Here is a 25,142-nt window from a genome sequence, read left to right as displayed (position 1 = left end):
TTCGGTGACCTTGCATATCTGATGGCTTGGACAGCGCGTTCGCAAAACTATCCAGACCGGCAAGGCACGAACAAGACTGCCCACCCCCTACGACCACGTGACCGACTCGCAGCACCACTGCCCGATCCCCTACCAGGCGCCTGCCTCCCCCTACAGACCGGTAGGGGTCCGGGGTGCACGACACTTGCCGGCCACGTCGGGATACCCCTGGTCCAGGCGTTCTGCACCGCCGGCCTGGCAGCCAGGCCACTCGGCGACACCGTCAGACGATCTCGCCGACCTCGAATTGAAGATCGACGGGCAGTTGTTGCCGACCTCCGATCTTCAGTTTCCGGTACACCTGGGTCAGGTGCTGCTCGACCGTGCTCACAGTAATGTAGAGACGGGTCGATATATCGCGGTTGGAATAGCCGCAGGCGGCCAGTACGGCCACCCGCTTTTCCGAGTCGCTGAGATTCGCCTCGTCGGTGCGCACGGCGGGCTTGTCGGGCCGACTGTCCCAGACCTGCTTATCGCTCTCCAGTCGCAACCGCGCGCACAGCGGCTCGGCACCGCATTCCTGGGCCAACTGCCACGCCCGCCGTGACGCCGCAGCGGCTTGGGCACCGTCGCCTCGCTGCCGGTGCGCTTTGCTGAGGTCGTACAGGGCACGGGCCAGTTCGAGTCGGTCGCCCGCGATCTGGAGTTGTCCGACCGCCCGGTTGAGCAACGACAGGCGCGTGTTCGGCTGGGCGACGGTCCCGAGCAGACGCAACGAGATTCCCCGGATTCTGGTGTCGGTCTCCCGGGTTCTGGACAGTTGGTCGGTCACCAGCCGTTCCGCCTTGTCGCGCTTCCCGAGCTGGAGCAGCGCCTCGGCCATGTCACCGCGCCACGGCACCCATGTCGGGTGGTCCGCCTGCCAGTTACGGGCCATCTGCCCCATGGCCAGGATGTCGCCAAGCGCGGCCTGGGGCCGGTTGGTGGCCAGGTTGTAGCGACCGCGCGCACGTAGGTAGAGCAGTCCGTAACCGCTGCGGAACAGCGACTTCGAGACGGGCTGGTTGAGCGTACGGGCGGCCGCCTCGTACTTGCCCATGAAGGTCTGGGCCAGCACCCGGGTCGCTATGAGGCCGCCGGCCAGCACGCTGCCCGTCCGCTCGGGCAGGCGGCTCAGCCCGGCCTGGGTGAACGTCTCGGCGTCCTCCAAGTTGCCCTGCTGCATGGCGATCTCGGCGCGCAGGCCCGCGAACAGCGCGTACCACCCCGACGCGTCCCGGTGGTTCGCCTCCTTCATGAACAGCTCACACCAGTGCCGGGCCCGCTCCACTCCCCTTTCGGACAGCAGCAGCATGGTGGTCATGATCGGTTCGATGGTGGAGTCGGTCAGTACCGAGCGCCGGAGCATCTCCTCGGCCGCGACGATCGGGTCGTCTCCGTCGGAGGCGATGTGGATTCTCCACGGCAGGCCGTTCGGCCGCACCTGGCCGTCGATGGTGTACGGCGACTGGGCCGCTTCCGTCTCGTGGTCCTGCCCGTGGCCGTACGGGTGGCTGTCGGTCCAAGGCAGGCAGAGCTCCGCCATGTAGGTCAGCTGAGCGCCCACCTGGACGGTGGCGAGCGGAAGGGCCCCCGCGGGCCTCTTCCGCAGTGCTTCCAGAACCTCGTTCGCCTCCTCGATGCGCCCGTGGGCGAGGAAGAGATTCACCAGCGGCACGCAGTGCCGGGGCGCCAGCCGCCCCAGTCGTAAGGCGTGCAGCAGTTCCTCGGCGATCTTCTCCGCCCCGGAGGGGTTTCGCCGGCGCATCAGCACAGCGATCCTGATCCTGATCGCGGCGCAGTGCTGGGCGTCGGCACAGCAGCGGTGGGCCAGTTCCAGGTACGCGATCGCCAGCCGCACCTCGTCGTCGGCGAGCACCTCCTCGGCCGCGTCCTGGAGCACCTGCACACCCCAGGGCTGGTCGACGCTCCGTGCGGCCCGAAGGTGCGGGGCGATCACGGATGCCTGGGCGCCGTCACCGTGCAGGAGGGAGGCGGCGCGGTGATGCAGGTCCCGCCGGTGGGCCGGGCCCATGCCGTCCAGCACCTTGGCTCGCGCTGCCGGGTGGCGGAACGACAGGTCATCGACCAGGCCCGCGGCGCGCAGCGCCCGTACCCCCCGCACCGCCTCGGCGCGCGGCAGTTCGCACAGCCTGCTCAGCGCTTCGACCGTGCTCGCCTCGCCGAGGATTGCGAGACCGTCCGCGACCTCGGCGGCCGCAGGTCCGCTGCGGTCCACACAGGTCAGCACGGCATGGGCGAAGGCATCCCCGGCCACGGGGTCCGCCACTTCGGACTGCGCCGTCGAGGCAGGCGTCAGCAGGTGGTCCTCCTGAAGGGCGCGCAGCAGGAGGGGGTTGCCGCCGGTGACGGAGAAGTAGTAGTCGAGCGTGGCCTCGGCCAGTGCCGGGGTGAGCAGTTCAGCGGTGGCCCGACGGTCGAGGCAGTGCAGGCGCATGCGCTGGACGTGGGGCTGCCGGAGAAACTCGGTGCGGTACGTCGGCACTCCTTGTTGGTAGTGGAGAGTCTCCGTGAAGATCATCATCAACCGGGTGGACCGCGACCTGCCGCTCAGATAGAGGAGATACTGCAACGAGGTGGCGTCCACGTGCTGGAGGTCATCGACGCCGATCAGTACGAGCCTGGTCCGCACCACTTCGTGAAGCGCGGCGCACACCTTCTGCATCCTGGCCGCCCGCGCCGGGGCCGTCCGGTCGGCTGCGTTCAGGTCGACCGTGGCCTCGTCCTCGTCCAGCAGCGTCCGCAGGCGCCGCCCCGCCTCCGCAGGCAGCGACGGGCTGTCCATCAGCTGTCGCATCACTCCCAGAGGCAGAGCGCTTTCCGACCGCATGGCGGTGGCACGGAGGACCACTGCCCCTTTTTCGGCGGCGTTGGTGGCCACTATTTCCAGGAGTTCGCTCTTTCCACACCCTACGGGTGCTTCAAGGATTACAGTTCTCGCTTTATTCGATGCGCATTCCGCGAGAAAGGTACCCAGTTCAAGGAGTTCCGCTCGCCGACCGACCAGCATACAGAATCTTACCCCCGTAATTCTGACGCGACCTTAACAAAGTCGCCCCCTCAGGATACGGAAAGGGCATGCACTCACCGCCTTACAAATAAGGCAGCGCAACACCGCGAGATGCTGGGTCACTTCATCACACAGCGGTGGACACACCCACTACTCAGCAGCTTTCTTTGATGAAACCTTGACAGCAGCATCACTGTCAACTGCCCCACTTTTCACACGATCTTCCACGATCACGGCAAGATAACAGGGGAATCCAAAGGCCAGATAACAAGCAAAGTAAAAGCGGTCATATCTCTTCATTTTTGCAGCAATCGGGCCGCGATATGCACCGGATCAACACGCAGAGCCACCATGGGGACACCCTGCGTGCCTGCGAATTGAGCCCTCGCACCGGCCGTCGGAAATTACTGACTTCGGCACATCAGGGTCCGTCCGGTCCGTCGAGAGCGAGCCCCGTCCCGGCGAGGAATCCGCCGAGGATGCCGTGCCGGTACCTTGGGCGGCCGGCCGGTCACGCCCGCTTCGCCCTCGAAGCAGATAAACGCGCCGGTCGCCGCCCGGAGGGTTTTACCGCCTGCCAGACCGCCTCCCACCATACGGTGATCGCGTCCTCGTCGCGTTCGGCGGCGGGCCGGGCGGGCATCTGCGCCGGGCGACGCGTGGGACTTCCACGTCTTCCTCGAAGAGGCCAACGGTCCGCATCCGTACTCAGCCGAACATCGCGGAAGCGGCCCCCGGACCACACGCAGTCACACCTTCGACGCCTCCACGATCCCGGGCGGCAACAACTCCTGGCCCCGCCTTCGCATCCGCCACACGAAACCCGGGAAACCTTTTGACAGGCCCCGTCCCGATTGAGGCGGAACCGCAGGCATTACGTGGAGCATCACATCAAGCGAGCCCAATCCCAGGGCTCGAACTACATCAATTTGTCTACATTTTGACAAGTTGCCTGGCGATTGGGGTAGGTGCGTGTGGAGTTAGGGATTCCGCTCAGTGTCGTGTTGATCGATGATCACCCCGTGGTACGCGCGGGCATCGCGGCGTGGTGTGCCGCCGCCGACGTGCCGATCAAGGTGGTGGCCGAGGGGGCAGATGTATCAGTGGCCCTCTGCGGACCGGGCCGGAGCGCGGACGTCGTCGTCCTGGACCTGCTGCTGCGGGACGGGCAACCCGCGTACGGCGAGTTGCAGGAGCTGGTCGCACAGGAGCGCAAGGTCGTCGTCTACACGATGCGGGACAGCCAGGAGGCGGCGTTGACCTGCATGGACCTGGGCTCGGCCACCTATATCACCAAGGGGGAGGGGCAGCGGCACCTGGTCAAGGCAATCCAGGCCGCTGCCGACGACATTCCCTACACACCCCCGTCGCTGGCCGGAGCGTTCGGCAGTGACACGCGGCAGAGCCGCCCCGTGCTGTCCGTCCGGGAAGTGGAGGTGCTGGTGGAGTGGTTCCAGTCCGAGTCCAAGGCGATGGTCGCCCAGAGCCTGGGGATATCGGAGCGCACGGTGAACACCTACCTGGACCGGGTGCGCATCAAGTACGCCAACGTCGGCCGCCCGGCGACCACGAAGGCCAAGCTTGTGGCCAGGGCGGTTCAGGACGGTCTGATCGCGCTGGACGAGCTGTGATCCGGCACGCGGCCTCGACCAGGCAGTGGTGCTCGCCCTGGACCGTACGCACCCGGATCCCGCTCGCCGCCGCCTCGGGCAGCCGGTCCCGCAGCGCGTCCACCACGATGCCCACCCGCACCTGGTCCTCGCCGCGGACCACAGTGACCCGGGCCGTCTCCCCGGCGGCGGCCAGTGTGGCGATGACCGGGTCCAGGAGCGCGCGGCGCAGCTGCAACGGCAAGTCGAGGGGGTCGCCGCGCACGGCGAGCAGCACGGTGGTCCCGTTGCGCTCGGCGGCGTCGATGCAGGCCCGCATCTCGTGGACCAGCGGGTCGAACGTAAAGTCGCTCTCCGCGAACAGCCTTCTCAGCCGGGCGGCTTCCAGCGCGCAGGCCCGCCGCACCTCGTCGTCCTGCGGGTCGAGGGAACCGTCGGCGAGCCCGGTGAGCAGGGGGATCACGGTGGTGTTCAGCTCGGCGTACCGCTGGCGCTGGTCCGCCTGGATCTGTGCGCCGACGGCGATGCGGGTGCACACGCGCTCTTGCGCCCGCAGGGCCTCGCCGATGGCCGTGCTGCTGTTGAGCAGAAGCTTGGCGCCGGCGGCGATGGTCATCTGGAGGCAACAGGCGGACAGGGCCCGCAGGGCCATGCTCGCCGCGATGGCCCGCGGGGGAACCTCGGCCGCCAGCAACTGGGCCACGATGACGGCCAGATGGCACCCGGTGAAGGCGCCGAACGCCGCCAGCCCCCGGTGGCCGAGCAGGACGACGGCGAACCAGCCGACGAGCGAGAAGGACCAGTGGGCGCGGCCGACGAAGTACTGGTCCGCCGGCACTTGGGTGGTAGTGGCCACAGAGGCCGCGAAGGCGCAGACCAGTGCCAGCGGCACCCAACCGCGCGGCCACGGGCGTCCGCCGATGCCGACGAGAACACTGCCGCCCAGGATCAGCGTGAGCAGGCCGTAGGCGGTCAGCGGGACCCAGGAGTGCCGGTACTCGTCCAGGCCGGCCAGGAGCGCGGGCAGCGCGGACCCGACGTGGACGGTGATCACGATGGCCAGTGCCCCGGTACGGATACCGCGGAGCTGGTGGCGGGTGATCAGCTGACGGAGGTCCTCAGACACGCGGCCACTCCAGACGCACCGTCGTGCCGTACCCGGGCCGTGACTTCACGGTCGCGCGGCCCCCGATGTTCCGCATCCGCCCGCAGATGGAACGCTTGATTCCGATCCGATGGGCGGGGATGCGTTCGGCATGGAACCCCACCCCCCTGTCGACGACGGTCACGACGACGCGGTGCCGCACGCGCTCCGCCCTCACCCGCACCACGGTGACGCCCGCGTAGCGGGCCACGTTGCGCAGCGCCTCACCGAGGCCGCCGCGCAGCGCCGCCGCGGCAGGGTGCCAGACCGTGCCGAGGTCCTCGTCGAACCGTGCGGTGACGCGGAGGGGATGGGCGGCGATCTCCTCGGCCAGCTCGGCGGCCAGGTCCACTTCCCCGACGACCGCCTGCTCGGCGCGCAATCGGACGAGGTCCCGCGCGGCCTGGGCCCGCAGGGTCTCCGGTCGCATCGACGCCCATGGCGCCGACGCGATCAGCAGGGTCGCGCAGGCGGTGTCGTGGAGCGCGGCCAGGTGCTCCCGTTCCGCGGCACAACGAGCCTCCGCCGCCTCCCCCTGCCGCCGGGCCCGCGCGGCCCGGTCGGCGGCCTCGTCGGCCGCCCGGCTCTCGCTGAACACCAGCCGAACCACGAGCTGAGCCAGGGCGCTGTTCACCACCACCCAGACCACGCTGTGCAGAGCGTCGGACCACTCCAGCTCCGGGTGCAACGCGGCACCCGCCAGATCCGCGCAGCACAGCCACAACGTCGCCAGAATCCCGATCAGGGGCGTCTGGGAGAGCTGGTAGGCCACGGCCGTGAAGTTGAGCGCCACCAGGATCCAGGTGCCGGCGTGATCGGTCCCCGCGTCGGGGACCGTGAACCGCTGACTCAGGCACAGGGCCGTCATAACCGCCAGATCCAGGGCGAAAAGCGGCCGGGGCCGCATCCTCGAGTCGGTGGTGAGGCGCAGGTGAAGCCAGCTCCAGGCAAGCGTGGTGGCCGCGGCCACCGCCGCGGGCGCCATCTCTCCCACCGGCATGGCCACGACGGCCAGCACGGCACAGGCGCTTATCACTCCGGCCCGGCCATAGAGGGCCAACCGCCGGTTGAACGCCACGTATTCGCGCGCCCAGGGCCCCGCCGGAGCAGGAAGGCGCGCTGAACCCGGCAGGTCGATGCCGGGCGGCAGTGTGGGAATCGGCATCGATCATCCATCCTCGGCGACCATCGGTGTGACACGGCGATAGCGGAAACCTCACGATCCGTGAGGAAAAGCGAATGTCTTTTGTCGGTCGAACGACCCTCACACCGCACGACCCGGCGCGTCTAAGCTGGACCAGTCGCGGCGGCTTGGAGCGAGCGGATCGGGATGATCTGGAATCCCATCCATGTCGGGCCCTCTGGAAGCCCTTTGCGAGTACGAGGCAGCTTCGACACACTTTCGCCTCATGCCAACCTTCTCTTGAATGCATAGTGAAGGGAATGCAGTCTCCTATGTCCGCATCTGCGCCCAACGTCATCCTGCGCGGCGGCCCCATACAGCCGGCCGACGAGTCGTGCACGCGGTATGTCAATGACACCGAATCGACCCTGAAACTTCTCGTCGGCAATGCCTACGAACACTTTCAGCCCACAGGCCAGGTCGTGAAACACCAAGGGCGGAGCCTGCGGGTGTTCGAATGGATCCGCCGGACCTACGTCGCCGAGTAACCAGGGGGGCTAAATGCTCGCCGGGGGCTTTCTCGCGCCGCGCGCGAGAAAGCCCCCGGCGAGCACGCCTGTCCGTCAGGTCGAGGCGAGAACCGTGTGGCGCAGCTCCCTGAGCTTCCTACCGGGCTCGAGACCCAGCTCCCGGTCCAGGACCCGCCGGGCGGACTCGTAGATGCCGAGCGCCTCGGACTTCCGGTCCGATCGGTAGAGGGCCAGCATCAGCTGCCGGTAGAACGTCTCTTGGAGCGGGAACTCGTCGACGAGAGACCGCAGTCGGCCGACGAGTTCCTGATGGCGGCCGAGTTCGAGATACACCTCCGCAGACATTTCCGCGCACTCGATGCGCATCTCGTCCAGCCGCTTCAGGAAACCCGCCACGATCGGCCCGATCTGGACGTTGCCGAGCACCGGGCCGCGCCAGAGTGCCAGCGCCTGCTCGAAGCAGCCCGCCGCCTTCGCGGGCTCACCACACCTGCTGAGTCTGCGGCCGTCCGTGACCAGCCGCTGGAAGACATCGAAGTCACATTCGCTCGACGCCCGGCGCAACATGTATCCGCCGGGGCGCGTGATGATGGGGTTCTGCTGGCCCGGCCGGCTCAAGAACTTACGAAGCCGTGAAATGCAGACATAGATACCTGCGGTGGTGCGCTGCGGAGCCAACTTCCCCCAGATCTCCCTGCTGATCTGTTCCGCCATCACGACCTGGTCCGATCGGATCAGCAGTACCGCCAGGGCGGTGGCGAGTTTCTGCGCTCTGAGCAGCGAGCTGCCCTTCTCGTCCACCACCCGGAGAGGCCCTAATATCTCGTACCGCACTGAATTTTCCCCCTGTACTCGGTCGGTACCGAATTAGCCCTGTCCCCACCCCGGTACATTCGCCGACTAGGCCGCTTCGAGCTCCGGGGCGTCGACGAGAACGGCTTGATGCAGCCGCTTGAGAGTGACCGACGGCTCCAGCCCGAGCTCCTCGCTCAGCACGGTCCGTGCCGACTGATAGACGCTCAGGGCGTCGGCTCTGCACCCCGAACGGTAGAGCGCCAGCATGAGCTGACGGTAGAACGCCTCGTGCAGCGGGAGCTCCTCGATCCGCCCGTAGAGGAAGCTGACGAACTCCCGGTGACGGCCGAGTTCCAGGCCGGCGTCCACAAACGCCTCGACGCACTCCAGCCAGGCCTGCTCGGCCCAGCACACGAAGCCGTTGATGATCGCCCCGTCGCGCAGGTCCTCAAGGACCGGACCGCGCCAGAGGGCGAGCCCCTCTTCGTAAGCCTCGCACGCCTCCTGGGTGCGGCCGGCCCGCTGCGCGGCCCGCCCCTGGCGCATCAGATCCTCAAAGATGTGAAAGTCCAGCTCGTCCGTGCCCAGTCGCAGGACATACCCACCGCGCGCGGTCACGATGGGGCTCTCGGCCCGGTCGGGCCGTTTCAGGAACTTGCGGAGCTGGGACACGTAGACGTGGAGCGTCGCGATGGCCTGGCGCGGTGCGCGAGTGCCCCAGATCTCCTTCACGAGGTCTTCGCTGCTCACCGCCTCGTCCGCACGCACCAGCAAGGCCGCGAGCAGCACCTCGATCTTCCGGGCGCTGAGTGAGGTGATCGACGAACCATCGACGACGCGTAATGGGCAAAGAATCTCATACCTCATACCAGGTGACCTCCCGCTGTCGCCGGGACCTCCTCAGAGCAAGGGGATTTTCTTTTGCCATCGAAAATGGCCAGCATTCGACATTCACCCCGATTTTGAACGTGCTTTCGAATAAGTGGCCTACACGCAGTGAGCGCCGAAGCTTTATGGTCGCGCTTCAGACCCCAGCGGTGAATTGTACCCGTGCCGACGACATCTTAGACGGAACCAAGCCGCCTCTACACTTTCGACACACGAATACAACATGTCCCCCAGGTCGATATTCCGTCAGGTGAGGGTCGTCTTTCCACGGAGATCGAACGGCGTGCCCTGCGGTCGGCGGTCACGCTGACTCATGCCGCTGCGCTGCGACCGGCACCACGGACACCGGTCGCCTCAAATGGGAGAACAATCGGCAACGGTGCTCGTGAAGGGGCAGCATCGAACGCATCCTAACCGCGAGACGCGCGCCAGTGTGAGGGTCGATAGACCCACAACCAAACAGGTATTTAGGGTGATTCGTCGACCAGTGACCCATAGCCGCAACCTGGCCGTCATCCGCCGCGTCGCCACGCGCCATCGATCGGCCCCGCAATCTTCGGCGAACTCCGGCTCGGCGTACTCGGCACCACCTCGCAAGCACTTTCGATTAGATCAACTTTAGGAAAGTGTCGACCGCGGCTGACGGCGATTGACGCCGGTGGAACGGGGTGTCAACCTCGGGGCGTGCAGGTGACGATTCGGGACGTCGCGCAGGCGTCGGGAGTGTCCCCGTCCACCGTGTCGCGGGCCCTGGCGCCCGGCGGGGCGGTGAGCCCTGTGACGCGCGAGCGGGTGCGGGCCGCCGCCGACCGACTCGGCCACCAGCCCAACCAGGCGGCGCGCGGGCTGATCACCGGCCGTACGGGCCATCTGGGCGTGATCGTCCCGGATCTGAGCGGCAGGAAGCTGGGGTCGCCCGGGGACTTCACCGACAAGCCGATCGTGCTGCTGCACCGCAAAGAGCCCGGGTTCCAGGTGGGAAGCGTGGCGCCGCATTTCGACGGCGGGGCGACCGGGGCCGCCGAGGGCGAGCAGCCCCCGCAGCGGGTGCTGCCCACCCATCCGGTGGTACGGGGCTCGACGGCCGCCCTCGACCGGCGGTAGCGGGCGTGATGGATCCACTCGCCGGTCTCCTGGACGGGCCGAGGGCCCGGGGGGCGTTTCTGCTTCGGATGGTCATGGACCCGCCCTGGTCGGTACGGATCGAGGACCGGGCCCCGCTGTGTGTGATGACCGTGGCACGCGGTGAGGCGTGGGTGGTCCCGGACCGGGGCGAGGCACGGCGTCTGGGTCCGGGGGATGTCGCGGTCGCGCGTGGCCCCGATCCGTACACGGTGGCCGGCGATCCGGCCACCGAGCCCCAGGCGTGGATCCTGCCGGGCGAGGTGTGCCGCACCGCCGAGGGCGAGGATCTGGCGGAGCGGATGGCGCTGGGCGTGCGCACCTGGGGCAACAGCGAGCAGGGCGCGGCGACGATGCTGGTCGGCACGTACCGGATGGACGGGGAGATCAGCCGGCGGCTGCTGGACGCGCTGCCCCCGCTGCTGGTGCTGGGGCGTGAGGCGTGCGATTCGCCGCTGCTGCCGTGGCTCGGCGAGGAGATCGTCAAGGAGGAGGCGGGCCAGACGGCCGTTCTGGACCGGCTGCTGGATCTGCTGCTGATCTCGGTGCTGCGGGCGTGGTTCGCGCGGCCTGAGGCACGGGCCCCGGCCTGGTACCGGGCGCTGGGCGACCCGGTGGTCGGCCGCGCCCTGCGGCTGCTGCAGAACAACCCGGGCCATCCGTGGACGGTGGCGCTGCTGGCGGCGGAGACCGGGATCTCCCGCGCGGTGCTGGCCCGCCGGTTCACCGAGCTGGTCGGCGAGCCGCCGATGGCGTATCTGACCGGCTGGCGGCTGGATCTGGCCGCAGATCTGCTGCGGGAGCCGGATGCCACCCTCGGGGCGGTGGCCCGGCGGGTCGGCTACGGCAGCCCCTTCGCGCTGAGCGCCGCCTTCAAGCGGGTGCGCGGGGTCAGCCCGCGGGAGCACCGCTCCGCGGCCAGCGCAGGGTGACGGCGGGGCCGCGGGCGCAGCCGTCGGGCCCGCAGCTGACGGAGCGTTCGTACAGCAGGGCCAGGCGGCGGGCGGTGCGGACGATGTCGTAGCGCTCGACGGCGGCGGGCACCGGGTACCGTACGGGGCCGGCGGCGGCCCGCTCGCGCAGGGCGTCGGCCAGGGCGGCGACGCCGGGCCCGACGCGGCGGGCGCCGGGGGCCGCGCCGGGCGGCAGTTCGTCGAGGGCCGGGCAGACGCCGTGGAGCACCGGGAGCCCGGCCGCCAGGGCCTCCACGGCGGCGAGCCCGAACGCCTCCTCCGCGGAAGGCGCGACGAACACGTCCATGGCGGCCAGCAGCCCGGGGATGTCCGCGGGCCGGTCCCCGGTCCCGGCCACCGCCCCGTCGCGCTCGCCGAGCAGCCGGATACGGTCGGCCACCCCGAGCCAGGCGGCCAGGTCGTGCAGCGCGGTGCGCTCGGGTCCTTCCCCGACCAGCAGCAGCCGGGCCTGGGGCAGCTCGGCGACGGCCCGCAGCGCCACATCGAAGCGCTTGGCCGCCACCAGCCGGCCGACGCCGCCGACGACGAAGGCGTGTGGGGGGATGCCGAGGCGGGCGCGGGCGGCGGCGCGGGCGGCCGGGGTGAAGTGGAAGTGGCGGGCGTCCAGGCCGTTGGGCACCAGGTGGATGCGGTGGTTGGCGACGCCCCAGCCACGCAGCCGGTCGGCGACGGCGGCTGAGACGGCGACGGTCGCCGAGCCCAGGCGTTCGGTGGCGAGATAGCGGGCGCGGGTGCCGACGGTGAGCGGGCGGCCGTCGATGCGGCGCTCGCCCAGACTGTGCTCGGTGGCGATCACGGCGCCGACACCCGCCAGCCGGGCGGCGATCCGGCCGTGGACACAGGCCTGGTAGAGATGGGTGTGCACCAGGTCGTAGCCGCCGCCGCGGATGAACCGCGCCAGCCGGGCCGTCCCCATCGGGTCGCGGACGCCCATCGGCAGATGGGTGACGGGCACGCCGTCCGCCCGGATGCCATGGCCGGCGGCCCCGGGTGCGGTCAGGGTGAGCACATCACAGCGGGCGGGCAAGTGGCGCAGCAGCAGCCGCAGTTGCTGTTCGGCGCCACCCGCGCCGAGGCGCGAGATGATGTGCAGCACTCTCATCGGGCGACCGGGCCCCATCTTCCGTATATCGCACGCTGAATCAGATCCGACCATGACAGACGGCGGGATGTAAATCACGTAAGACGCGCGGCGATAGGCCGTCGGAGTGGCGACCCGATCGGCACATTGGCGAGGCGCGAGAGGGCGCGCCGAAAATCCGATTTGCACAGCCATTCCCCAGCGGATTGTTACCTTCTCATCTCGCGCGATGACATGACGAATGTAGGCCGTCCGGGTCATCGCCGCGCGATATTGCGTCCCGACGACCCGCGGGAGTGCCCAGATGTCCGCACCTACCCCCGTCAGAGACACGGCCGAGAAGGGCGCCGCGCCCAGCACCGCTCCCCCTCCCGCGCGGCCCGCGCACCACGAGATGGCCCCCTGCCGCCAGGGGCCGAACGGGAGTTATGAGTACAAGCGATACAGCCAGCTGGCGGGCCCGCTGACCCAGCCCCCGTCCGGCCGCCCGTACCGGGTGCGCTGCCGGAGCCTGCTGGCGCAGGAGCCGCACCGCGTCCGGGCGGCGCTGCTGCTGTGCGCGGCGCCGGTGTGCTCGGCGCTGCTGCTGCTGTGGCTGCTGCAGCCCCAGCACTGGGTGCACCGCGACGGTGTGACGGGCTGGGAGACGGCCGCGGACCGGACGATGCTGTTCTCGATCGCGCTGATCGAGGCGTTCCGCCTGTTCACCGTGGTCTCCAATGCGCACGCCACGCTGGTGGCCCGTGACCCGGTGCCGGTGACCGCCGAGCCCGGGACCCGGGTGGCGTTCTTGACCAGCTTCGTCCCCGGCAAGGAGCCGATCGACATGGTCCGGGCGACGCTGGAGGGGGCGATGCAGGTCAGACACGCCGGGGGGCTCGACGTGTGGCTGCTCGACGAGGGAAACGACGAGGAGGCCAAGGAGCTGTGCGCCCGGCTGGGCGTGCGGCATTTCTCCCGCAAGGGCATCGAGAAATGGAATCAGCCCAAGGGATCCTTCCGTGCCAGGACCAAGCACGGAAATTACAACGCCTGGCTGGACGCCCATGGCGACGACTATGAATTCATGGCCTGTGTGGACACCGATCATGTTCCGCTGCCCAACTTCCTGGAGCGCATGATGGGTTACTTCCGCGATCCCGATGTCGCCTTCGTGGTCGGTCCGCAGGTGTACGGAAATTACGATACGGCCGTCACCAAGGCGGCCGAGAGCCAGCAGTTCCTCTTCCACGCGCTGATCCAGCGGGCCGGAAACGCCTATGGCGGCCCGATGTTCGTCGGCACCAACAACGCGGTGCGCATCGCCGCGCTGCGGAGCATCGGCGGGCTGTACGACTCGATCACCGAGGACATGGCCACCGGCTTCGAGCTGCACCGCCGCCGCAACCCCGTCACCAGGAAGAAGTGGCGCTCGGTCTACACCCCGGACGTACTGGCCGTCGGGGAGGGCCCGAGCACCTGGACGGACTTCTTCACCCAGCAGCTGCGCTGGAGCCGCGGCACCTACGAGACGGTGCTCAAGCAGTTCTGGAAGGCGCCGTTCACGCTGTCGCCGGGGAAGCTGCTCAACTACTCGCTGATGATCGCGTACTACCCGATGACCGCGCTCAACTGGATGCTGTCGGCCCTGTCCTGCGCGCTGTTCCTGGTGCTCGGCGCGTCCGGGATCCATATCCCGGCGGAGATGTGGATGATGCTCTACAGCGACGCCGCGGCGCTCCAGATCGGCCTGTACATCTGGAACCGGCGGCACAACGTCTCCCCGCACGAGCCGGAGGGCTCCGGCGGGGTGGCGGGGATGCTGCTCTCCGCGCTGTCCGCCCCGATCTACGCCAAGTCGCTGTGCGACGCGCTGCTGCGGCGCAAGAGCCGGTTCGTGGTCACGCCCAAGGGCGACTCCTCCAGCGCCGACCGGCTGTCCACCTTCCGCATTCATCTGGTGTGGGCCGCGGTCTTCGGCGGTTCGCTGGTCGCCTCGCTGTTCCTGGGCCACACCCACGCCGCGATGCGCACCTGGGCGATGCTGGCGCTGGCGCTGTGTCTGGCGCCGATGGCCATCTGGTCCGGCGGGCTGCTGCTCACGCGGCGCGGCCGGCGCACCGCCCCGGCGGTGCCGACGGCCCGCGCCGAGGCCCACTGACGCCTGTGGTCACCTTTCGCGCAGGTTGGCGTTACGGGCCAGGTCGAGCGCGTACTCCGTCCACCAACGGCCCGCGGGCGGACCGCCGTTGCAGGTCCCGTCGGACTCGCCCGGGCGCTTGATCCACAGATACGCGTCGATGGCGGGGTCGCCCGTACGGGTGCTCGGGGGATCTCCCAGAGCCCGCCCCGGGGGGTTGCACCAGCTCTCCTGGCCGTCGGTGGCGGAGCGCACGGCGCCCATGTCACCGCTCTTGCCGTCGTCGCCCTCGCCCCTGACGGAGGTGAGCGGGCCGTTGCCGTTGCGGCTGGTGTCGATGATGAAGTGGACCCGGCCGAGCTGGCGGGACAGCCGACGGCCGTAGGCCCGGGTCACCGGCGTCGGCTGGAAGTTCGAGACGTTCAGGGCGAAGCCGTCGGCCTGGTCGATGCCGCTTTTCATCAGCGGTTCCACCAGCCGCTCGGTGTCCTTGATCCACCCCGGGTTCCCGGCGTCCAGATAGATCCGGGTGGCGGGCATCGCGGAGAGCATGGCGACCGCGTCGCGCAGCAGGGCCAGCCGCGGCGCACGCAGCGGCTTGGGGATGCAGCCGTCGACCACCTGAGCAATCGCATCGGGCTCCAATACGACAATCGCCTTTCTCTCGCCGATTCCGGAGACGATCTCACGGATCCAGTCCAGATATTCGGCGTCGCTTTCCGCCCCGCCCCGGGAGTATCTTCCGCAGTCCCGGTACGGAATGTGATAGGCGACCAGCACCGGCGTACGGTGCTCCCGCGCGGCGGATTCGGTGAGGAACCGGACCCGTTCGCGCGGATGCGGGCCGAGCCATTCGGCGATCGGCTCGTCGGCGATCCGCCGCATGAGCTGCGCCTCCGCGTAACGGCCCGCGCGCCGCTGCTCACGGGCCTGCCGGGCGGCCGGGTTGTCCGGGTTCACCCAGAGCCCGCTCTGCCCGTCCGACCCGTCTGACGTACCGAGACATCCGCTCAGCGCGAGGAGCACGGCGGCACTTCCCGCAAGCGGCGCCCAGTGTCGCGCGATGGCTCTCCTGAGCCCTTTCTCGGCCATTCGAGCACACCTTTTCCCCGGAGTTTCCCGGCGTCGGAATTGACGGCACGTGTCGCATCATGGCATCGGGAACAGGCGGCGGCTTTCAATTCACGCTTGTGTTGCCCCGCCGCCATCGGGGCGAATTTCGGAAAGGGCCGTGAGACTTACGACCTGGGGTGGTCGCGACGCCGATCCCTACCGCACCCCAACCCCAGGTCGTTACCCGTCGCGGTCCTCACCGGCCCGCCACAGCGGGTGTTCGCGGGCCGCCCACCTCCGGTCGACCGTTCCGGTGCGCATACCGCGCCGGGCCTCCGGGTCGCCGAGCGCCATGCCGATGTGCCCGAGCAGCACGATGCCGACGGCCAGCGCCAGCCAGTCGTGGACGAAGGTGGCGCTGGTGCGCCAGACCAGCGGGGCCAGATCGGTGAACCACATCAGCAGCCCGGTGCCCGCCATCACCAGTACGGCGCCGCTGATATAGGCGGCGTACAGCTTCTGCCCGGCGTTGAACTTGCCCGCCGGGCGCGCCCCCTCGCGCGCGTCGCGCCGCAGCACCGCGCGCAGCCAGCGGCGGTCGTGCGGGCCGAAGCGGTTGAGGCGGGAGAGGTCGGCGCGGAAGGCTCGGGAGACCAGGCCGAGCAGCGTCGGGACCGGGGTGAGGATGCCGGTCCACTCGTGCACCGTGACCACCAGGGCGCGGCGACCCACGAGTTCGGCGAGCTGCGGCAGATACAGACAGGCCGCGCTCACCACACAGGCACCCAGGAGGGCGGCGGTGGTGCGGTGGATCCACCGCTCGGCCGGGGTGAACCGGGCCACGCGGGGGCGGGGCCCGGTGCGGGTGCGTGCGGCGGGGCGTACGGGGGCCGGGCCACCGCGGTGCGCGTCAGGTGGTGGGGGCATCGTCGCGTCCGTTCGACTTGCCGACCCAGCCGTCCACGTCATAGCCGCGGTCCTCCCAATAGCCGGGCCGTACCTCGCGGGTGACCTCGATACCGGAGAGCCACTTCGCCGACTTGTAGAAGTACATGGGGGCGACGTACAGCCGCACCGGGCCGCCGTGGGAGTGGCTCAGCGGCTCGTCCCGCATCCGCAGGGCGACCAGGACGTCGTCCCGGCGGGCCTGTTCGAGGGTCAGGCTCTCGCTGTACGTCCCGTCGAAGCAGGTGAAGCGGACGGCCCCGGCCCCCGGGCGGACCCCGGCGGCGTCCAGCAGCGTAGCCAGGCGTACACCTTCGAAGGGGGTCTGCGGCACGCGCCAGCCGGTGACGCACTGGACATCGTGGACGATGCGGTGCTGGGGCAGCGCGCGGAGGTCGGCGAGCCGGTAGCCGGCGGGTTTGTCGACAAGTCCACCGACGGTGAGGCGGTAGTTCTCGGCGTTCTTGTGGGGGACGGAGGAGGTCACCGAGTAGTAGCGGAATCCGCCGCCGTTGGGGAGCAGCCCGGTCACCCCGGTGGGGTCGTTCTCCGCCGCCACGGCCAGGAACTTCTCCAGGCGGCGCTGCAGCCAGGGGGCGGCGGCCATACCGCCCGCGCCCAGGGCGAGCATGCCGAGGATGACGCGCCGGCCGACGGGGGCGCCGCGGTCGGCGGCGGTGTCCGGTTCGGCGGTGTCCAAGTCGGTCGTGTCCGGTTCGGCGGTGTCCGGGCCGGCGGTGGGGCCTGGTTCTGGGGCGCCCGGGTCGGTGGTGTCCGGGTCGGCGGCGGGGTGCTCCGCGGCGCCGGGATTGCGGTCCATGTCCTTGATGAGAGCACTCCGGGGGCGCCGGACGCCAGGCTCTTCGGCCTTTCGTCAGACTTCCGTCAGAAGTCGGCGCACCCGCCCTGCCCCACCGGCCGCCCTACCCCACCGCCTTCGCCGCCGCGCGGCCCGCCGTACGGCCGGAGAAGAGACAGCCGCCGAGGAAGGTGCCCTCCAGGGAGCGGTAGCCGTGGACGCCGCCCCCGCCGAACCCGGCCGCCTCGCCCGCCGCGTACACGCCGGGCAGCGGCTCCCCGCCCTCGGTCAGCACCCGCGCGGACAGGTCGGTCTCCAGGCCGCCCAGCGTCTTACGGGTCAGGATGTTGAGGCGCACGGCGATCAGCGGGCCCGCCTTGGGGTCGAGGATGCGGTGCGGGGCGGCGGTGCGGATGAGGCGGTCGGCGACGTATTTGCGGGTGCCGCGCAGGGCCGTGATCTGGAGGTCCTTGGTGTAGGGGTTGGCGATCTCCCGGTCGCGGGCGACGATGTGGCGGCGCAGCTCGGCCTCGTCGATCAGCGGCTCCTTGGTGAGCTCGTTCATCCGCCGTACGAGGCCCGTCAGCGACTTCTCGACGATGAAGTCCGCGCCGTGGTCCATGAACGCCCGGACCGGGCCCGGGGCCCCGCCCCGCCCGCGGTTCAGCACATCGCGGACGCTCTTGCCGGTCAGGTCCGGGTTCTGCTCGGAGCCGGAGAGCGCGAACTCCTTCTCGATGATCTTCCGGGTGAGGACGAACCAGGTGTAGTCGTAGCCGGTCCGCATGATGTGTTCGAGCGTGCCGAGGGTGTCGAAGCCGGGGAACAGCGGCACGGGGAGCCGCTTGCCGCGGGCGTCGAACCACAGCGAGGAGGGGCCGGGCAGGATACGGATGGCGTGCCGGGGCCAGATGGGGTTCCAGTTCTCGATGCCCTCGGTGTAGTGCCACATCCGGTCGCGGTTGATCAGCCGCCCGCCCGCCGCCTCCGCGACGCCCAGCATCTTGCCGTCCACATGCGCGGGGACGCCGGAGAGCATCCGCTCGGGCGGGGTGCCAAGACGCTCGGGCCAGTTCTGGCGGACGAGTTCGTGGTTGCCGCCGATCCCGCCCGAGGTGATGATCACCGCTTGGGCGCGCAGTTCGAAGGCGCCGGTGACCTCGCGGCTGCTGGGGGCGCCCCGCTCGGCGTCGCTGGCCTCCAGGATCTCGCCGGTGACGGTGTCGACGGCGCCCGCGCTGCGGGACAGCCCCGTCACCCGGTGCCGGAAGCGCAGCTGGACCAGGCCGCGGGCGGCCGCGGCCCGCACCCGCCGCTCGAAGGGCGCGACGACGCCGGGGCCGGTGCCCCAGGTGATATGGAAGCGGGGGACGGAGTTGCCGTGCCCGGTCGCGTCGTAGCCACCGCGCTCGGCCCAGCCGACGAGCGGGAACAGCCGCAGCCCCTGGGCGTGCAGCCAGGCCCGCTTCTCCCCGGCCGCGAAGTCCACGTACGCCTCGGCCCAGCGGCGCGGCCAGTGGTCCTCCTCGCGGTCGAACCCGGCCGTGCCCAGCCAGTCCTGCCAGGCCAGTTCGCGGCTGTCGCGGATGCGCAGCCGGCGCTGCTCGGGCGAGTCGACGAGGAAGAGGCCGCCGAAGGACCAGTGGGCCTGGCCGCCGAGGGACTGTTCGGGCTCCTGGTCCAGCAGGATCACCTTGCGGCCCGCGTCGGCGAGTTCGGCGGTGGCCGCCAGGCCCGCGAGCCCCGCCCCGACCACGATCACATCCGCGTCGTACGCCATGGTTTCTGGTGTCCCGTTCTGTCAGGAGCGCGCAGGAGAGCCGGCGGCCGGGCCGTGGTGCCCGGGCACCGGTGGTGTCGGTCGATCCTGCCTACCGGCCGGTATGGCGTCAACCCGCCGGGCGGGCGGCGCCCAGCCACGAGCTTCACGGCGCCCGGCCGCGGACCCCAACTCCCGCCCCGCGCCGCCTTGTGCGACGTAACGCCAATAAAGGGGACAATCGATCGCCGAGATGGACAGCGGGTTCGGCGGGCGGGCATCATCAAGCACCATGGCTGACCACCATCCTTCTCCCTCGCGACCGCACAGCGCGGACAAGCGCGTGGTGAGTCCTACGCTGGTCACTCCCGGCCCGCAGCCCGTCGAGCTCTCCGGGTCCTGCGCCGAGGAGGGGCCGCAGGTGTTGCGGGGTGAGGTGGTCGGCCCCCGGCACGCCCGCCGACGCCCCGTCAGCGACCGGCGCAAGGCCGCGGCCGGGGCGATTCTGCTCTCCGCCACCGGCGCCGCCACCGCGCTCTTCCTGATGCTGGGCAAGGACGGCCGCCAGGCCGCCGCCGCGCCCGCACACGATGCTCCGTCGTCGGCGCCCGACGCGAGCGCGGACGACGCCGTCCCGGTGGCCGACGCGGTGGCCGGCGCCAAGCCGCTGCCGGGCGCCTCGCGCACCGCCGAGCCCGCGGCGGCCCCCAGTGTCCCGACCGCACAGCCCAAGGCCCCGTCCACGGAGCCCACCCAGCCCCCGGCCCGCACCCAGCAGCCGACGCGCCCCTCCTGGCCGTCCCACTGGGGCGGCCAGGGTCGGACCGCCGAGGACTGGCAGCGGGACCGGGAGGAGGCGGCCCGCTGGGCGAAGGAGTGGGCGGACCGGTACGGCTCCGGCTACGACGGCTCCGGCTACGACGGGTCCGGCCGCGGGGGGCGCCACCACGGCGGGTCGGGCTACCCGGGGTACCCGGGCGGAGGACAGCGGCGCTGACCGCCGCGCCCCCTTGCTGTATGAGCCCCTGTACTGCATGAGCCCCCCTTCTGCTTGGATGGCGGCATGTCTGACGAGGAACCGTCTCAGGAGCCGCGTTCCGCCGATGAGCTGCTGGACATCGTGGACGAGCGAGACCGGGTGGTGGGCCAGGCCCGGCGCGCCGACGCCATGGCCCGCCGACTGCGCCACCGGACCGTCTTCGTGCTGACCCGGGACGGCGCGGACCGGATCTTCGTCCACCGCCGCACCGCCAACAAACTCGTCTTCCCTTCCCTGTACGACATGTTCGTCGGCGGTGTCGTCGGCGCGGGCGAGTCGTACGACACGGCGGCGCTGCGCGAGGCCGAGGAGGAGCTGGGGGTGTCCGGGCTGCCCGCGCCGACGCCGCTGTTCTCCTTCCTCTACGACACGCCCGAGCACACCTGGTGGTCGCGGATCTACGAGGTCCGCTGCGAGCTGCCGGTCGTCCCACAGGCCGAGGAGATCGCCTGGCACGCCTTCCTGGACGAGGACGAGCTGGGGCGGCGGCTGGCGCAGTGGGAGTGGGTGCCGGACGGCGCCGAGGCATATCGGCGGCTGCAGGAGTGGCGCCACCAGGGCCGGTCTCCGGCAGGTCCGTAGGGTCCGGAGGGTCCGGACGAGCCCTAGTACGCTTGTCCCATGATCGACGCCAACCGCACGCCGACCCGGGGCAGGCTCGCCTCCGCCGTCGCGGATGTGCGGCTGTGGTTCGCGCCCGAGCGGCTGCGCGCCGAGGGGGAGACCCCCGACTACCGCTTCTCCCTCGCCAACGAACGCACCTTCCTGGCCTGGCTGCGCACCGCGATGGCGCTGGTGGGCGGCGGCTTCGCGGTTGATCAGTTCCTTCCGGACACGAACAGCACGCTGCGGCTCGCGGCGGCCCTCACGCTGCTGGCCGGGGGCGCGGTGTGCGCGGTGCGGGCGCTCAACCACTGGGTCCGCTGTGAGCGGGCGATGCGGCGCGGCGACGACCTGCCGGTCTCCCGCTTCCCGGTCGTGCTGGGGCTGGCCGTCGGGGTGATCGCCCTGGTGATGGTGGGCCTCGTCGCGGTCCGCTGGGGCGGCTGAGCCGATGGCCGGGCCCGACTCGCCCACGGGGCCGCAGCGCCCCGAGCGACACGATCCCCAGTCACCCGATCCCCAGTCCTCCGAGCCACCCGATCACGGATCCGAGGGTGGTTCCTGGAAGCGGGATCCCGGGCTGCAGCCCGAGCGGACCCGGCTGGCCTGGCGGCGTACGACGCTGGCCTGCGCTGTCGCCGCGTCGCTGGCCGCACGGCAGGCCCTGCACAACGGGACCGGGCCGGTGTCCGTGCTCGGCGCGGCGCTGGCCGCACTGGCCTGGCTCGGCTTCCTGGGTGTGGCGGGCCGCCGCATCCGGGCGATGTCCGCGCCGCGTCCGCCCGCACTGTCCCCGCGGGCGGCCGCGGCGGCGGCAGGCTGCACCCTGGCGCTCGTGGCCTTCGGCGCCGCGCTGACCCGATGACGCGCTGATCCGGTGACACGCTGCCCCCGTGACGCGCTGCCCCGATGACGCGCTGATCCGCCGACGGCCTGATCCGCCGAAACTCGTCCCTAGCCGACCGTGACGACGATCTTGCCGCGGGTGTGGCCCTCCTCGTTGAGGCGGTGCGCGTCGGCGGTCTTCTCCAGGGGGAACACGGACGAGACCTCCACGCCGAGGGCGCCGCGCTCGGCGATATCGGTGAGGTCCTGGAGGTCGTTCGGGTCGGGCCGGCAGAAGACATAGCGGCCGCCGAGGGCGAGGACCGCCTGGTCGGCGATGGAGGCCAGCCGCCCGCCCGGGGCCAGCAGCGGGACGGATTCGGTGAGCGCTTCGCCGCCGACGCTGTCGAAGACGGCGTGCACCCCTCCGGGGGCCAGCGTCCGTACCCGATCGCGGAGCCCGTCCCCGTAGGTGATCGGCTCGGCGCCCAGCGAGCGCAGGTATTCGTGGTTGCGCTCGCTGGCGGTGCCGATGACGCGGGCGCCGAGGTGCCTGGCCAGCTGGACGGCCAGGGAACCGACGCCGCCCGCGGCGGCGTGCACCAAAACGGTGTCGCCCTCGGCCACCTTCAGCGCCTTGACCAGCGTCTGGTACGCCGTAAGGCCCGCCAGCGGAATGCCCGCGGCCTGCGTGAACGTGAGGTTCCGCGGCTTGCGGGCGAGCGTCCGCAAGGGGGCGGCGACGTATTCGGCGAAGGTGCCCCGGGACAGGAAGTCCTCGCGGACGTATCCGATCACCTCGTCGCCCGCCGCGAACTCGGTCACCGCCGGGCCGGTCCGCTCGACGACGCCCGCGACGTCCCAGCCCGGGATGACCGGGAAGACGGCCTCCAGGACGGAATCCAGATAGCCCGCCCGGGCCTTCCAGTCGACCGGGTTGACGGCCGCGGCCGTGACCTTGACCAGGACGGTGTCGGGGCCGACCTTGGGCTCGCGGACGTCCCCGTACTCCAGGACCTCGGGGCCGCCGTAGCGGCGGTAGGTGATGGCCTTCATGGGGCGCTCCTTGCGTTCCTGCGTTCCCGCGCGGTGTACGGGCCGGACGGCGAGCGCGGCCGGAGCCCGCGCTCCCGTCTTCGACGCTCCCGCGCCCGCCGACCCGGCGCAAACGGAGCCGGCCACCCCTGGCTGACGTTGCGGCAGCCGGAGCTGCCAGTGGTCATCTGGAAGCTGCGGTCGATGGGCACCAGGTTCGGCTCTGGTCCGCCTCTGCTGTCGCAGTAGGGGGACAACGACACGGCCGCGTACCTCGAACGGCCCAGCACTGGACTCCATACCGACTGGTCGGCATCATGATGCGGGACCGTCCGATCACCCGCCCCGCGACCGCCCGCAGCACCCCCCAACGGAGGCAGAGACCGATGAACTCAGGCAATCCGCCAGGACTCGACCTCGAACGGCTCCGCGCCCATCTGGACCGTGAGCGGCCGGGGCTGGTGCGTGGGCCGCTGCGTGCCGAGCTGATCGAGGGCGGGCGGTCGAATCTCACCTATACGGTTGACGACGGCGCCGCCCGCTGGGTCGTGCGCCGCCCGCCGCTGGGCCATGTGCTCGCCACCGCCCACGACATGCGGCGCGAGCACCGGGTGATCGGCGCGCTGCACCCGACCAGGGTGCCCGTGCCGGAGCCGGTGCTGCTGTGCGAGGACGACTCGGTCCTCGGATCGCCCTTCTACGTCATGGAGTTCGTCGAGGGCACGCCGTACCGCACGGCCGAACAGCTCACTCCCCTCGGCCCGGAGCGCACCCGCCGTGTCGTGCTCGGCCTGGTGGACACCCTGGTCGAGCTGCACGCCGTCGACCCGGCCGCCGTCGGCCTCGCCGACTTCGGGCGCCCGGACGGGTTCCTGGAGCGGCAGCTGCGCCGCTGGGGCAAGCAGCTGGCCGCCTCCCGCAACCGTGAGCTGCCCGGGATCGACGAGCTGCACGAAGCGCTCGGCAAGGCCCTGCCCGTCGCCGCTTCTTCTGGCACCCCCACCGTCGTACACGGGGACTACCGGCTGGACAACGTGCTCGTGGGCGCCGATGACCGGATCAAGGCGATTCTCGACTGGGAGATGTCCACGCTCGGCGATCCGCTGACCGACCTGGGCCTGCTGGTGATGTACAGCGAGCAGGAGGATTCGTCCGACTCGCCGATCACCACGACCAGCGGCGCCCCCGGCCACCCCGCGCCGAGCGAGCTGATCGAGCGGTACGCGGCCGGCTCGGGCCGCGATGTCGGCGGCGTCGCCTGGTACACGGCGTTCGCCTACTTCAAGCTCGCCGTGATTCTCGAAGGCATCCACTACCGGTTCACCCTCGGCCAGACCGTCGGCGCCGGCTTCGACCGGATCGGCGAAGTCGTCCCGGTGTTCGTCGAGAGCGGCCTCACCACGCTACGGAAGGGCTGAGACAGCCATGGACTTCGCATTCGACGCCCGTACCGAGGAGCTGCGAGCCAGGCTGCTCGCCTTCATGGCGGAGCATGTCCATCCGGCCGAGGCGGTGGCCGAGGAGCAGCGCGCCCGGCTGGACTCCCCCTGGCTGACCCCGCCGGTCGTCCAGGAGCTCAAGGCGGAGGCGCGTAAGCAGGGCCTGTGGAACCTGTTTCTGCCAGACGCCGAGCTGGGCGCGGGGCTGACCAATCTCCAGTACGCCCCGCTCGCCGAGATCACCGGCCACAGCCCCCAGCTGGCCCCCACCGCCCTGAACTGCGCCGCCCCGGACACCGGGAACATGGAGGTGCTGGCCCAGTTCGGCAGGGAGCAGCAGCGCAAGCAGTGGCTGGAGCCGCTGCTCGCGGGCGAGATCCGCTCCGCGTTCGCGATGACCGAGCCCGAGGTCGCCTCGTCCGACGCGACCAACATCGAGACCCGGATCGAGCGGGACGGCGACGACTACGTCATCACCGGCCGCAAGTGGTACATCTCCGGGGCGATGAACCCGGACTGCAAGATATTCATCGTCATGGGCAAGACCGATCCGGACGGCTCCGACCTGCGCCGTCAGCAGTCGATGGTGCTGGTGCCACGGGAGACCGAGGGCGTCGAGGTGCGCCGGGCCATGCGGGTCTACGGCTACGAGGACCACTACCACGGCGGCCACGCCGAGGTGGTCTTCCACGGTGTGCGCGTCCCGGCCGCCAATCTGATCGGGGAGGAGGGCGGCGGCTTCGCCATCGCCCAGGCCCGGCTCGGCCCCGGCCGTATCCACCACTGCATGCGGCTGATCGGCATGGCCGAGCGCGCGATCGAGCTGATGTGCCGCCGGGCGGTGTCCCGTACGGCCTTCGGTAAACCGCTCGCCCGACAGGGCCAGGTCCACGCGTGGATCGCGGATGCGCGGGTGGCCGTCGAGCAGCTGCGGCTGCTGGTGCTCAAGACGGCCTGGCTGATGGACACCGTCGGCAACCGGGCGGCGCACACCGAGATCCAGGCCATCAAGATCGCCACCCCGCGCACGGTCGTCGACATCCTGGACCAGGCGGTGCAGCTGCACGGCGCGGGCGGGGTCAGCCAGGACTTCCCGCTGGCCGAGCTGTGGGCCGCGGCGCGGACGCTGCGGCTCGCGGACGGGCCGGACGAGGTGCATCAGCGGTCGCTGGCACGACGGGAGCTGAAGAAATACCTCTGAAACCCTCTA

At 70.5% G+C, this 25,142-nt stretch carries 22 protein-coding genes; 11 read left to right on the top strand and 11 right to left on the bottom strand.

From position 1 onward, the window contains the following. Positions 1–262: 262 nt before the first annotated feature. Positions 263–3,049 carry an AAA family ATPase gene (locus ACH4U7_RS38230; RefSeq protein WP_398532363.1) on the bottom strand — a complete coding sequence of 929 codons (2,787 nt, stop codon included), beginning with the start codon at positions 3,047–3,049 and terminating at the stop codon, positions 263–265. Between the two features lie 1,001 nt (positions 3,050–4,050). Here ACH4U7_RS38230 and ACH4U7_RS38225 point away from each other — a divergent pair. Beyond that, entirely contained in the window at positions 4,051–4,680 is a 630-nt protein-coding gene (locus ACH4U7_RS38225) for a DNA-binding response regulator (protein ID WP_398532362.1), read from the top strand. Here ACH4U7_RS38225 and ACH4U7_RS38220 read toward each other — a convergent pair. Further along, positions 4,586–5,785: a hypothetical protein gene (locus tag ACH4U7_RS38220; RefSeq protein ID WP_398532361.1), complete on the bottom strand. Its 1,200-nt coding sequence runs from the start codon at positions 5,783–5,785 to the stop codon at positions 4,586–4,588. The genes ACH4U7_RS38225 and ACH4U7_RS38220 overlap by 95 nt on opposite strands. Beyond that, on the bottom strand, positions 5,778–6,968 hold the full coding sequence (locus ACH4U7_RS38215; protein WP_319698529.1) for an ATP-binding protein: 1,191 nt from the start codon (positions 6,966–6,968) through the stop codon (positions 5,778–5,780). The genes ACH4U7_RS38220 and ACH4U7_RS38215 overlap by 8 nt, the downstream gene beginning before the upstream one ends. 290 nt (positions 6,969–7,258) lie before the next feature. Between ACH4U7_RS38215 and ACH4U7_RS38210 the strand changes: the two genes are divergently transcribed. Then, positions 7,259–7,474 carry a DUF5988 family protein gene (locus tag ACH4U7_RS38210; protein ID WP_398532360.1) on the top strand — a complete coding sequence of 72 codons (216 nt, stop codon included), beginning with the start codon at positions 7,259–7,261 and terminating at the stop codon, positions 7,472–7,474. A gap of 75 nt (positions 7,475–7,549) precedes the next feature. On the opposite strand, the gene ACH4U7_RS38205 is transcribed toward ACH4U7_RS38210, so the two are convergent. Further along, positions 7,550–8,260, bottom strand: coding sequence for an AfsR/SARP family transcriptional regulator (locus ACH4U7_RS38205; RefSeq protein ID WP_319698526.1), 711 nt, complete (start codon positions 8,258–8,260; stop codon positions 7,550–7,552). A gap of 96 nt (positions 8,261–8,356) precedes the next feature. Next, entirely contained in the window at positions 8,357–9,118 is a 762-nt protein-coding gene (locus ACH4U7_RS38200) for an AfsR/SARP family transcriptional regulator (protein WP_319698525.1), read from the bottom strand. A gap of 705 nt (positions 9,119–9,823) precedes the next feature. Between ACH4U7_RS38200 and ACH4U7_RS38195 the strand changes: the two genes are divergently transcribed. Then, a complete protein-coding gene (locus ACH4U7_RS38195) occupies positions 9,824–10,243 on the top strand; it encodes a LacI family DNA-binding transcriptional regulator (RefSeq protein WP_398532359.1) in 420 nt (139 codons plus the stop codon). Between the two features lie 8 nt (positions 10,244–10,251). Beyond that, entirely contained in the window at positions 10,252–11,193 is a 942-nt protein-coding gene (locus tag ACH4U7_RS38190) for an AraC family transcriptional regulator (RefSeq protein WP_398532429.1), read from the top strand. Here ACH4U7_RS38190 and ACH4U7_RS38185 read toward each other — a convergent pair. After that, positions 11,153–12,337 carry a glycosyltransferase gene (locus tag ACH4U7_RS38185; protein WP_398532358.1) on the bottom strand — a complete coding sequence of 395 codons (1,185 nt, stop codon included), beginning with the start codon at positions 12,335–12,337 and terminating at the stop codon, positions 11,153–11,155. The two genes, ACH4U7_RS38190 and ACH4U7_RS38185, sit on opposite strands and share 41 nt — an antisense overlap. A 283-nt stretch (positions 12,338–12,620) precedes the next feature. Here ACH4U7_RS38185 and ACH4U7_RS38180 point away from each other — a divergent pair, with 283 nt between their 5' ends. Further along, the gene (locus tag ACH4U7_RS38180) at positions 12,621–14,456 is read left to right on the top strand and encodes a glycosyltransferase family 2 protein (RefSeq protein ID WP_398532357.1); all 1,836 of its coding nucleotides are present in this window, start codon (positions 12,621–12,623) and stop codon (positions 14,454–14,456) included. A 9-nt stretch (positions 14,457–14,465) separates the two neighbouring features. On the opposite strand, the gene ACH4U7_RS38175 is transcribed toward ACH4U7_RS38180, so the two are convergent. The 4 genes from ACH4U7_RS38175 to ACH4U7_RS38160 form a co-directional block, all read right to left on the bottom strand. After that, on the bottom strand, positions 14,466–15,527 hold the full coding sequence (locus ACH4U7_RS38175) for a glycoside hydrolase family 6 protein (RefSeq protein WP_398532356.1): 1,062 nt from the start codon (positions 15,525–15,527) through the stop codon (positions 14,466–14,468). A gap of 201 nt (positions 15,528–15,728) precedes the next feature. Further along, complete coding sequence (locus ACH4U7_RS38170; protein WP_398532355.1) at positions 15,729–16,415, bottom strand: cytochrome b/b6 domain-containing protein; 687 nt, start codon at positions 16,413–16,415, stop codon at positions 15,729–15,731. Beyond that, positions 16,399–17,253 carry a molybdopterin-dependent oxidoreductase gene (locus ACH4U7_RS38165; protein WP_398532354.1) on the bottom strand — a complete coding sequence of 285 codons (855 nt, stop codon included), beginning with the start codon at positions 17,251–17,253 and terminating at the stop codon, positions 16,399–16,401. The genes ACH4U7_RS38170 and ACH4U7_RS38165 overlap by 17 nt, the downstream gene beginning before the upstream one ends. A gap of 103 nt (positions 17,254–17,356) precedes the next feature. After that, positions 17,357–19,012: an FAD-binding dehydrogenase gene (locus ACH4U7_RS38160; protein ID WP_398532353.1), complete on the bottom strand. Its 1,656-nt coding sequence runs from the start codon at positions 19,010–19,012 to the stop codon at positions 17,357–17,359. Between the two features lie 271 nt (positions 19,013–19,283). Here ACH4U7_RS38160 and ACH4U7_RS38155 point away from each other — a divergent pair, with 271 nt between their 5' ends. The 4 genes from ACH4U7_RS38155 to ACH4U7_RS38140 all read left to right on the top strand — a co-directional run bounded on the left by ACH4U7_RS38155 (position 19,284) and on the right by ACH4U7_RS38140 (position 21,498). Continuing rightward, positions 19,284–19,988: a hypothetical protein gene (locus ACH4U7_RS38155; RefSeq protein ID WP_398532352.1), complete on the top strand. Its 705-nt coding sequence runs from the start codon at positions 19,284–19,286 to the stop codon at positions 19,986–19,988. A 66-nt stretch (positions 19,989–20,054) separates the two neighbouring features. Beyond that, positions 20,055–20,612: an NUDIX hydrolase gene (locus tag ACH4U7_RS38150; protein WP_398532351.1), complete on the top strand. Its 558-nt coding sequence runs from the start codon at positions 20,055–20,057 to the stop codon at positions 20,610–20,612. Between the two features lie 39 nt (positions 20,613–20,651). Then, positions 20,652–21,080 carry a YidH family protein gene (locus ACH4U7_RS38145; protein ID WP_398532350.1) on the top strand — a complete coding sequence of 143 codons (429 nt, stop codon included), beginning with the start codon at positions 20,652–20,654 and terminating at the stop codon, positions 21,078–21,080. A 4-nt stretch (positions 21,081–21,084) separates the two neighbouring features. After that, positions 21,085–21,498: a DUF202 domain-containing protein gene (locus ACH4U7_RS38140; protein ID WP_398532349.1), complete on the top strand. Its 414-nt coding sequence runs from the start codon at positions 21,085–21,087 to the stop codon at positions 21,496–21,498. Between the two features lie 89 nt (positions 21,499–21,587). On the opposite strand, the gene ACH4U7_RS38135 is transcribed toward ACH4U7_RS38140, so the two are convergent. Beyond that, positions 21,588–22,514, bottom strand: coding sequence for an NADP-dependent oxidoreductase (locus ACH4U7_RS38135; RefSeq protein ID WP_398532348.1), 927 nt, complete (start codon positions 22,512–22,514; stop codon positions 21,588–21,590). 365 nt (positions 22,515–22,879) lie between these two features. On the opposite strand from ACH4U7_RS38135, the gene ACH4U7_RS38130 reads away from it, so the two are divergent. Then, positions 22,880–23,911: a phosphotransferase family protein gene (locus ACH4U7_RS38130; protein WP_398532347.1), complete on the top strand. Its 1,032-nt coding sequence runs from the start codon at positions 22,880–22,882 to the stop codon at positions 23,909–23,911. Positions 23,912–23,918: 7 nt separating this feature from the next. Beyond that, positions 23,919–25,133, top strand: a complete 1,215-nt coding sequence (locus tag ACH4U7_RS38125; protein ID WP_398532346.1) for an acyl-CoA dehydrogenase family protein — start codon at positions 23,919–23,921, stop codon at positions 25,131–25,133. Positions 25,134–25,142: the final 9 nt, after the last annotated feature.

The organism is Streptomyces sp. NPDC020845 (assembly GCF_044334165.1).
In the GTDB taxonomy this organism is placed as follows: Bacteria; Actinomycetota; Actinomycetes; order Streptomycetales; family Streptomycetaceae; genus Streptomyces.
Note: the sequence above shows the minus strand (reverse complement) of the source record. Positions and strands in the feature narration are given on the sequence as shown.

Coding starts and splice junctions, on each gene's coding strand:
- ACH4U7_RS38230 (WP_398532363.1), bottom strand. CDS start 3,049: ATGCTGGTCGGTCGGCGAGCGGAACTCCTTGAACTGGGTACCTTTCTC.
- ACH4U7_RS38215 (WP_319698529.1), bottom strand. CDS start 6,968: ATGCCGATTCCCACACTGCCGCCCGGCATCGACCTGCCGGGTTCAGCG.
- ACH4U7_RS38210 (WP_398532360.1), top strand. CDS start 7,259: ATGTCCGCATCTGCGCCCAACGTCATCCTGCGCGGCGGCCCCATACAG.
- ACH4U7_RS38200 (WP_319698525.1), bottom strand. CDS start 9,118: ATGAGGTATGAGATTCTTTGCCCATTACGCGTCGTCGATGGTTCGTCG.
- ACH4U7_RS38190 (WP_398532429.1), top strand. CDS start 10,252: ATGGATCCACTCGCCGGTCTCCTGGACGGGCCGAGGGCCCGGGGGGCG.
- ACH4U7_RS38185 (WP_398532358.1), bottom strand. CDS start 12,337: ATGAGAGTGCTGCACATCATCTCGCGCCTCGGCGCGGGTGGCGCCGAA.
- ACH4U7_RS38180 (WP_398532357.1), top strand. CDS start 12,621: ATGTCCGCACCTACCCCCGTCAGAGACACGGCCGAGAAGGGCGCCGCG.
- ACH4U7_RS38175 (WP_398532356.1), bottom strand. CDS start 15,527: ATGGCCGAGAAAGGGCTCAGGAGAGCCATCGCGCGACACTGGGCGCCG.
- ACH4U7_RS38170 (WP_398532355.1), bottom strand. CDS start 16,415: ATGCCCCCACCACCTGACGCGCACCGCGGTGGCCCGGCCCCCGTACGC.
- ACH4U7_RS38165 (WP_398532354.1), bottom strand. CDS start 17,253: ATGGACCGCAATCCCGGCGCCGCGGAGCACCCCGCCGCCGACCCGGAC.
- ACH4U7_RS38160 (WP_398532353.1), bottom strand. CDS start 19,012: ATGGCGTACGACGCGGATGTGATCGTGGTCGGGGCGGGGCTCGCGGGC.
- ACH4U7_RS38155 (WP_398532352.1), top strand. CDS start 19,284: ATGGCTGACCACCATCCTTCTCCCTCGCGACCGCACAGCGCGGACAAG.
- ACH4U7_RS38150 (WP_398532351.1), top strand. CDS start 20,055: ATGTCTGACGAGGAACCGTCTCAGGAGCCGCGTTCCGCCGATGAGCTG.
- ACH4U7_RS38145 (WP_398532350.1), top strand. CDS start 20,652: ATGATCGACGCCAACCGCACGCCGACCCGGGGCAGGCTCGCCTCCGCC.
- ACH4U7_RS38140 (WP_398532349.1), top strand. CDS start 21,085: ATGGCCGGGCCCGACTCGCCCACGGGGCCGCAGCGCCCCGAGCGACAC.
- ACH4U7_RS38135 (WP_398532348.1), bottom strand. CDS start 22,514: ATGAAGGCCATCACCTACCGCCGCTACGGCGGCCCCGAGGTCCTGGAG.
- ACH4U7_RS38130 (WP_398532347.1), top strand. CDS start 22,880: ATGAACTCAGGCAATCCGCCAGGACTCGACCTCGAACGGCTCCGCGCC.
- ACH4U7_RS38125 (WP_398532346.1), top strand. CDS start 23,919: ATGGACTTCGCATTCGACGCCCGTACCGAGGAGCTGCGAGCCAGGCTG.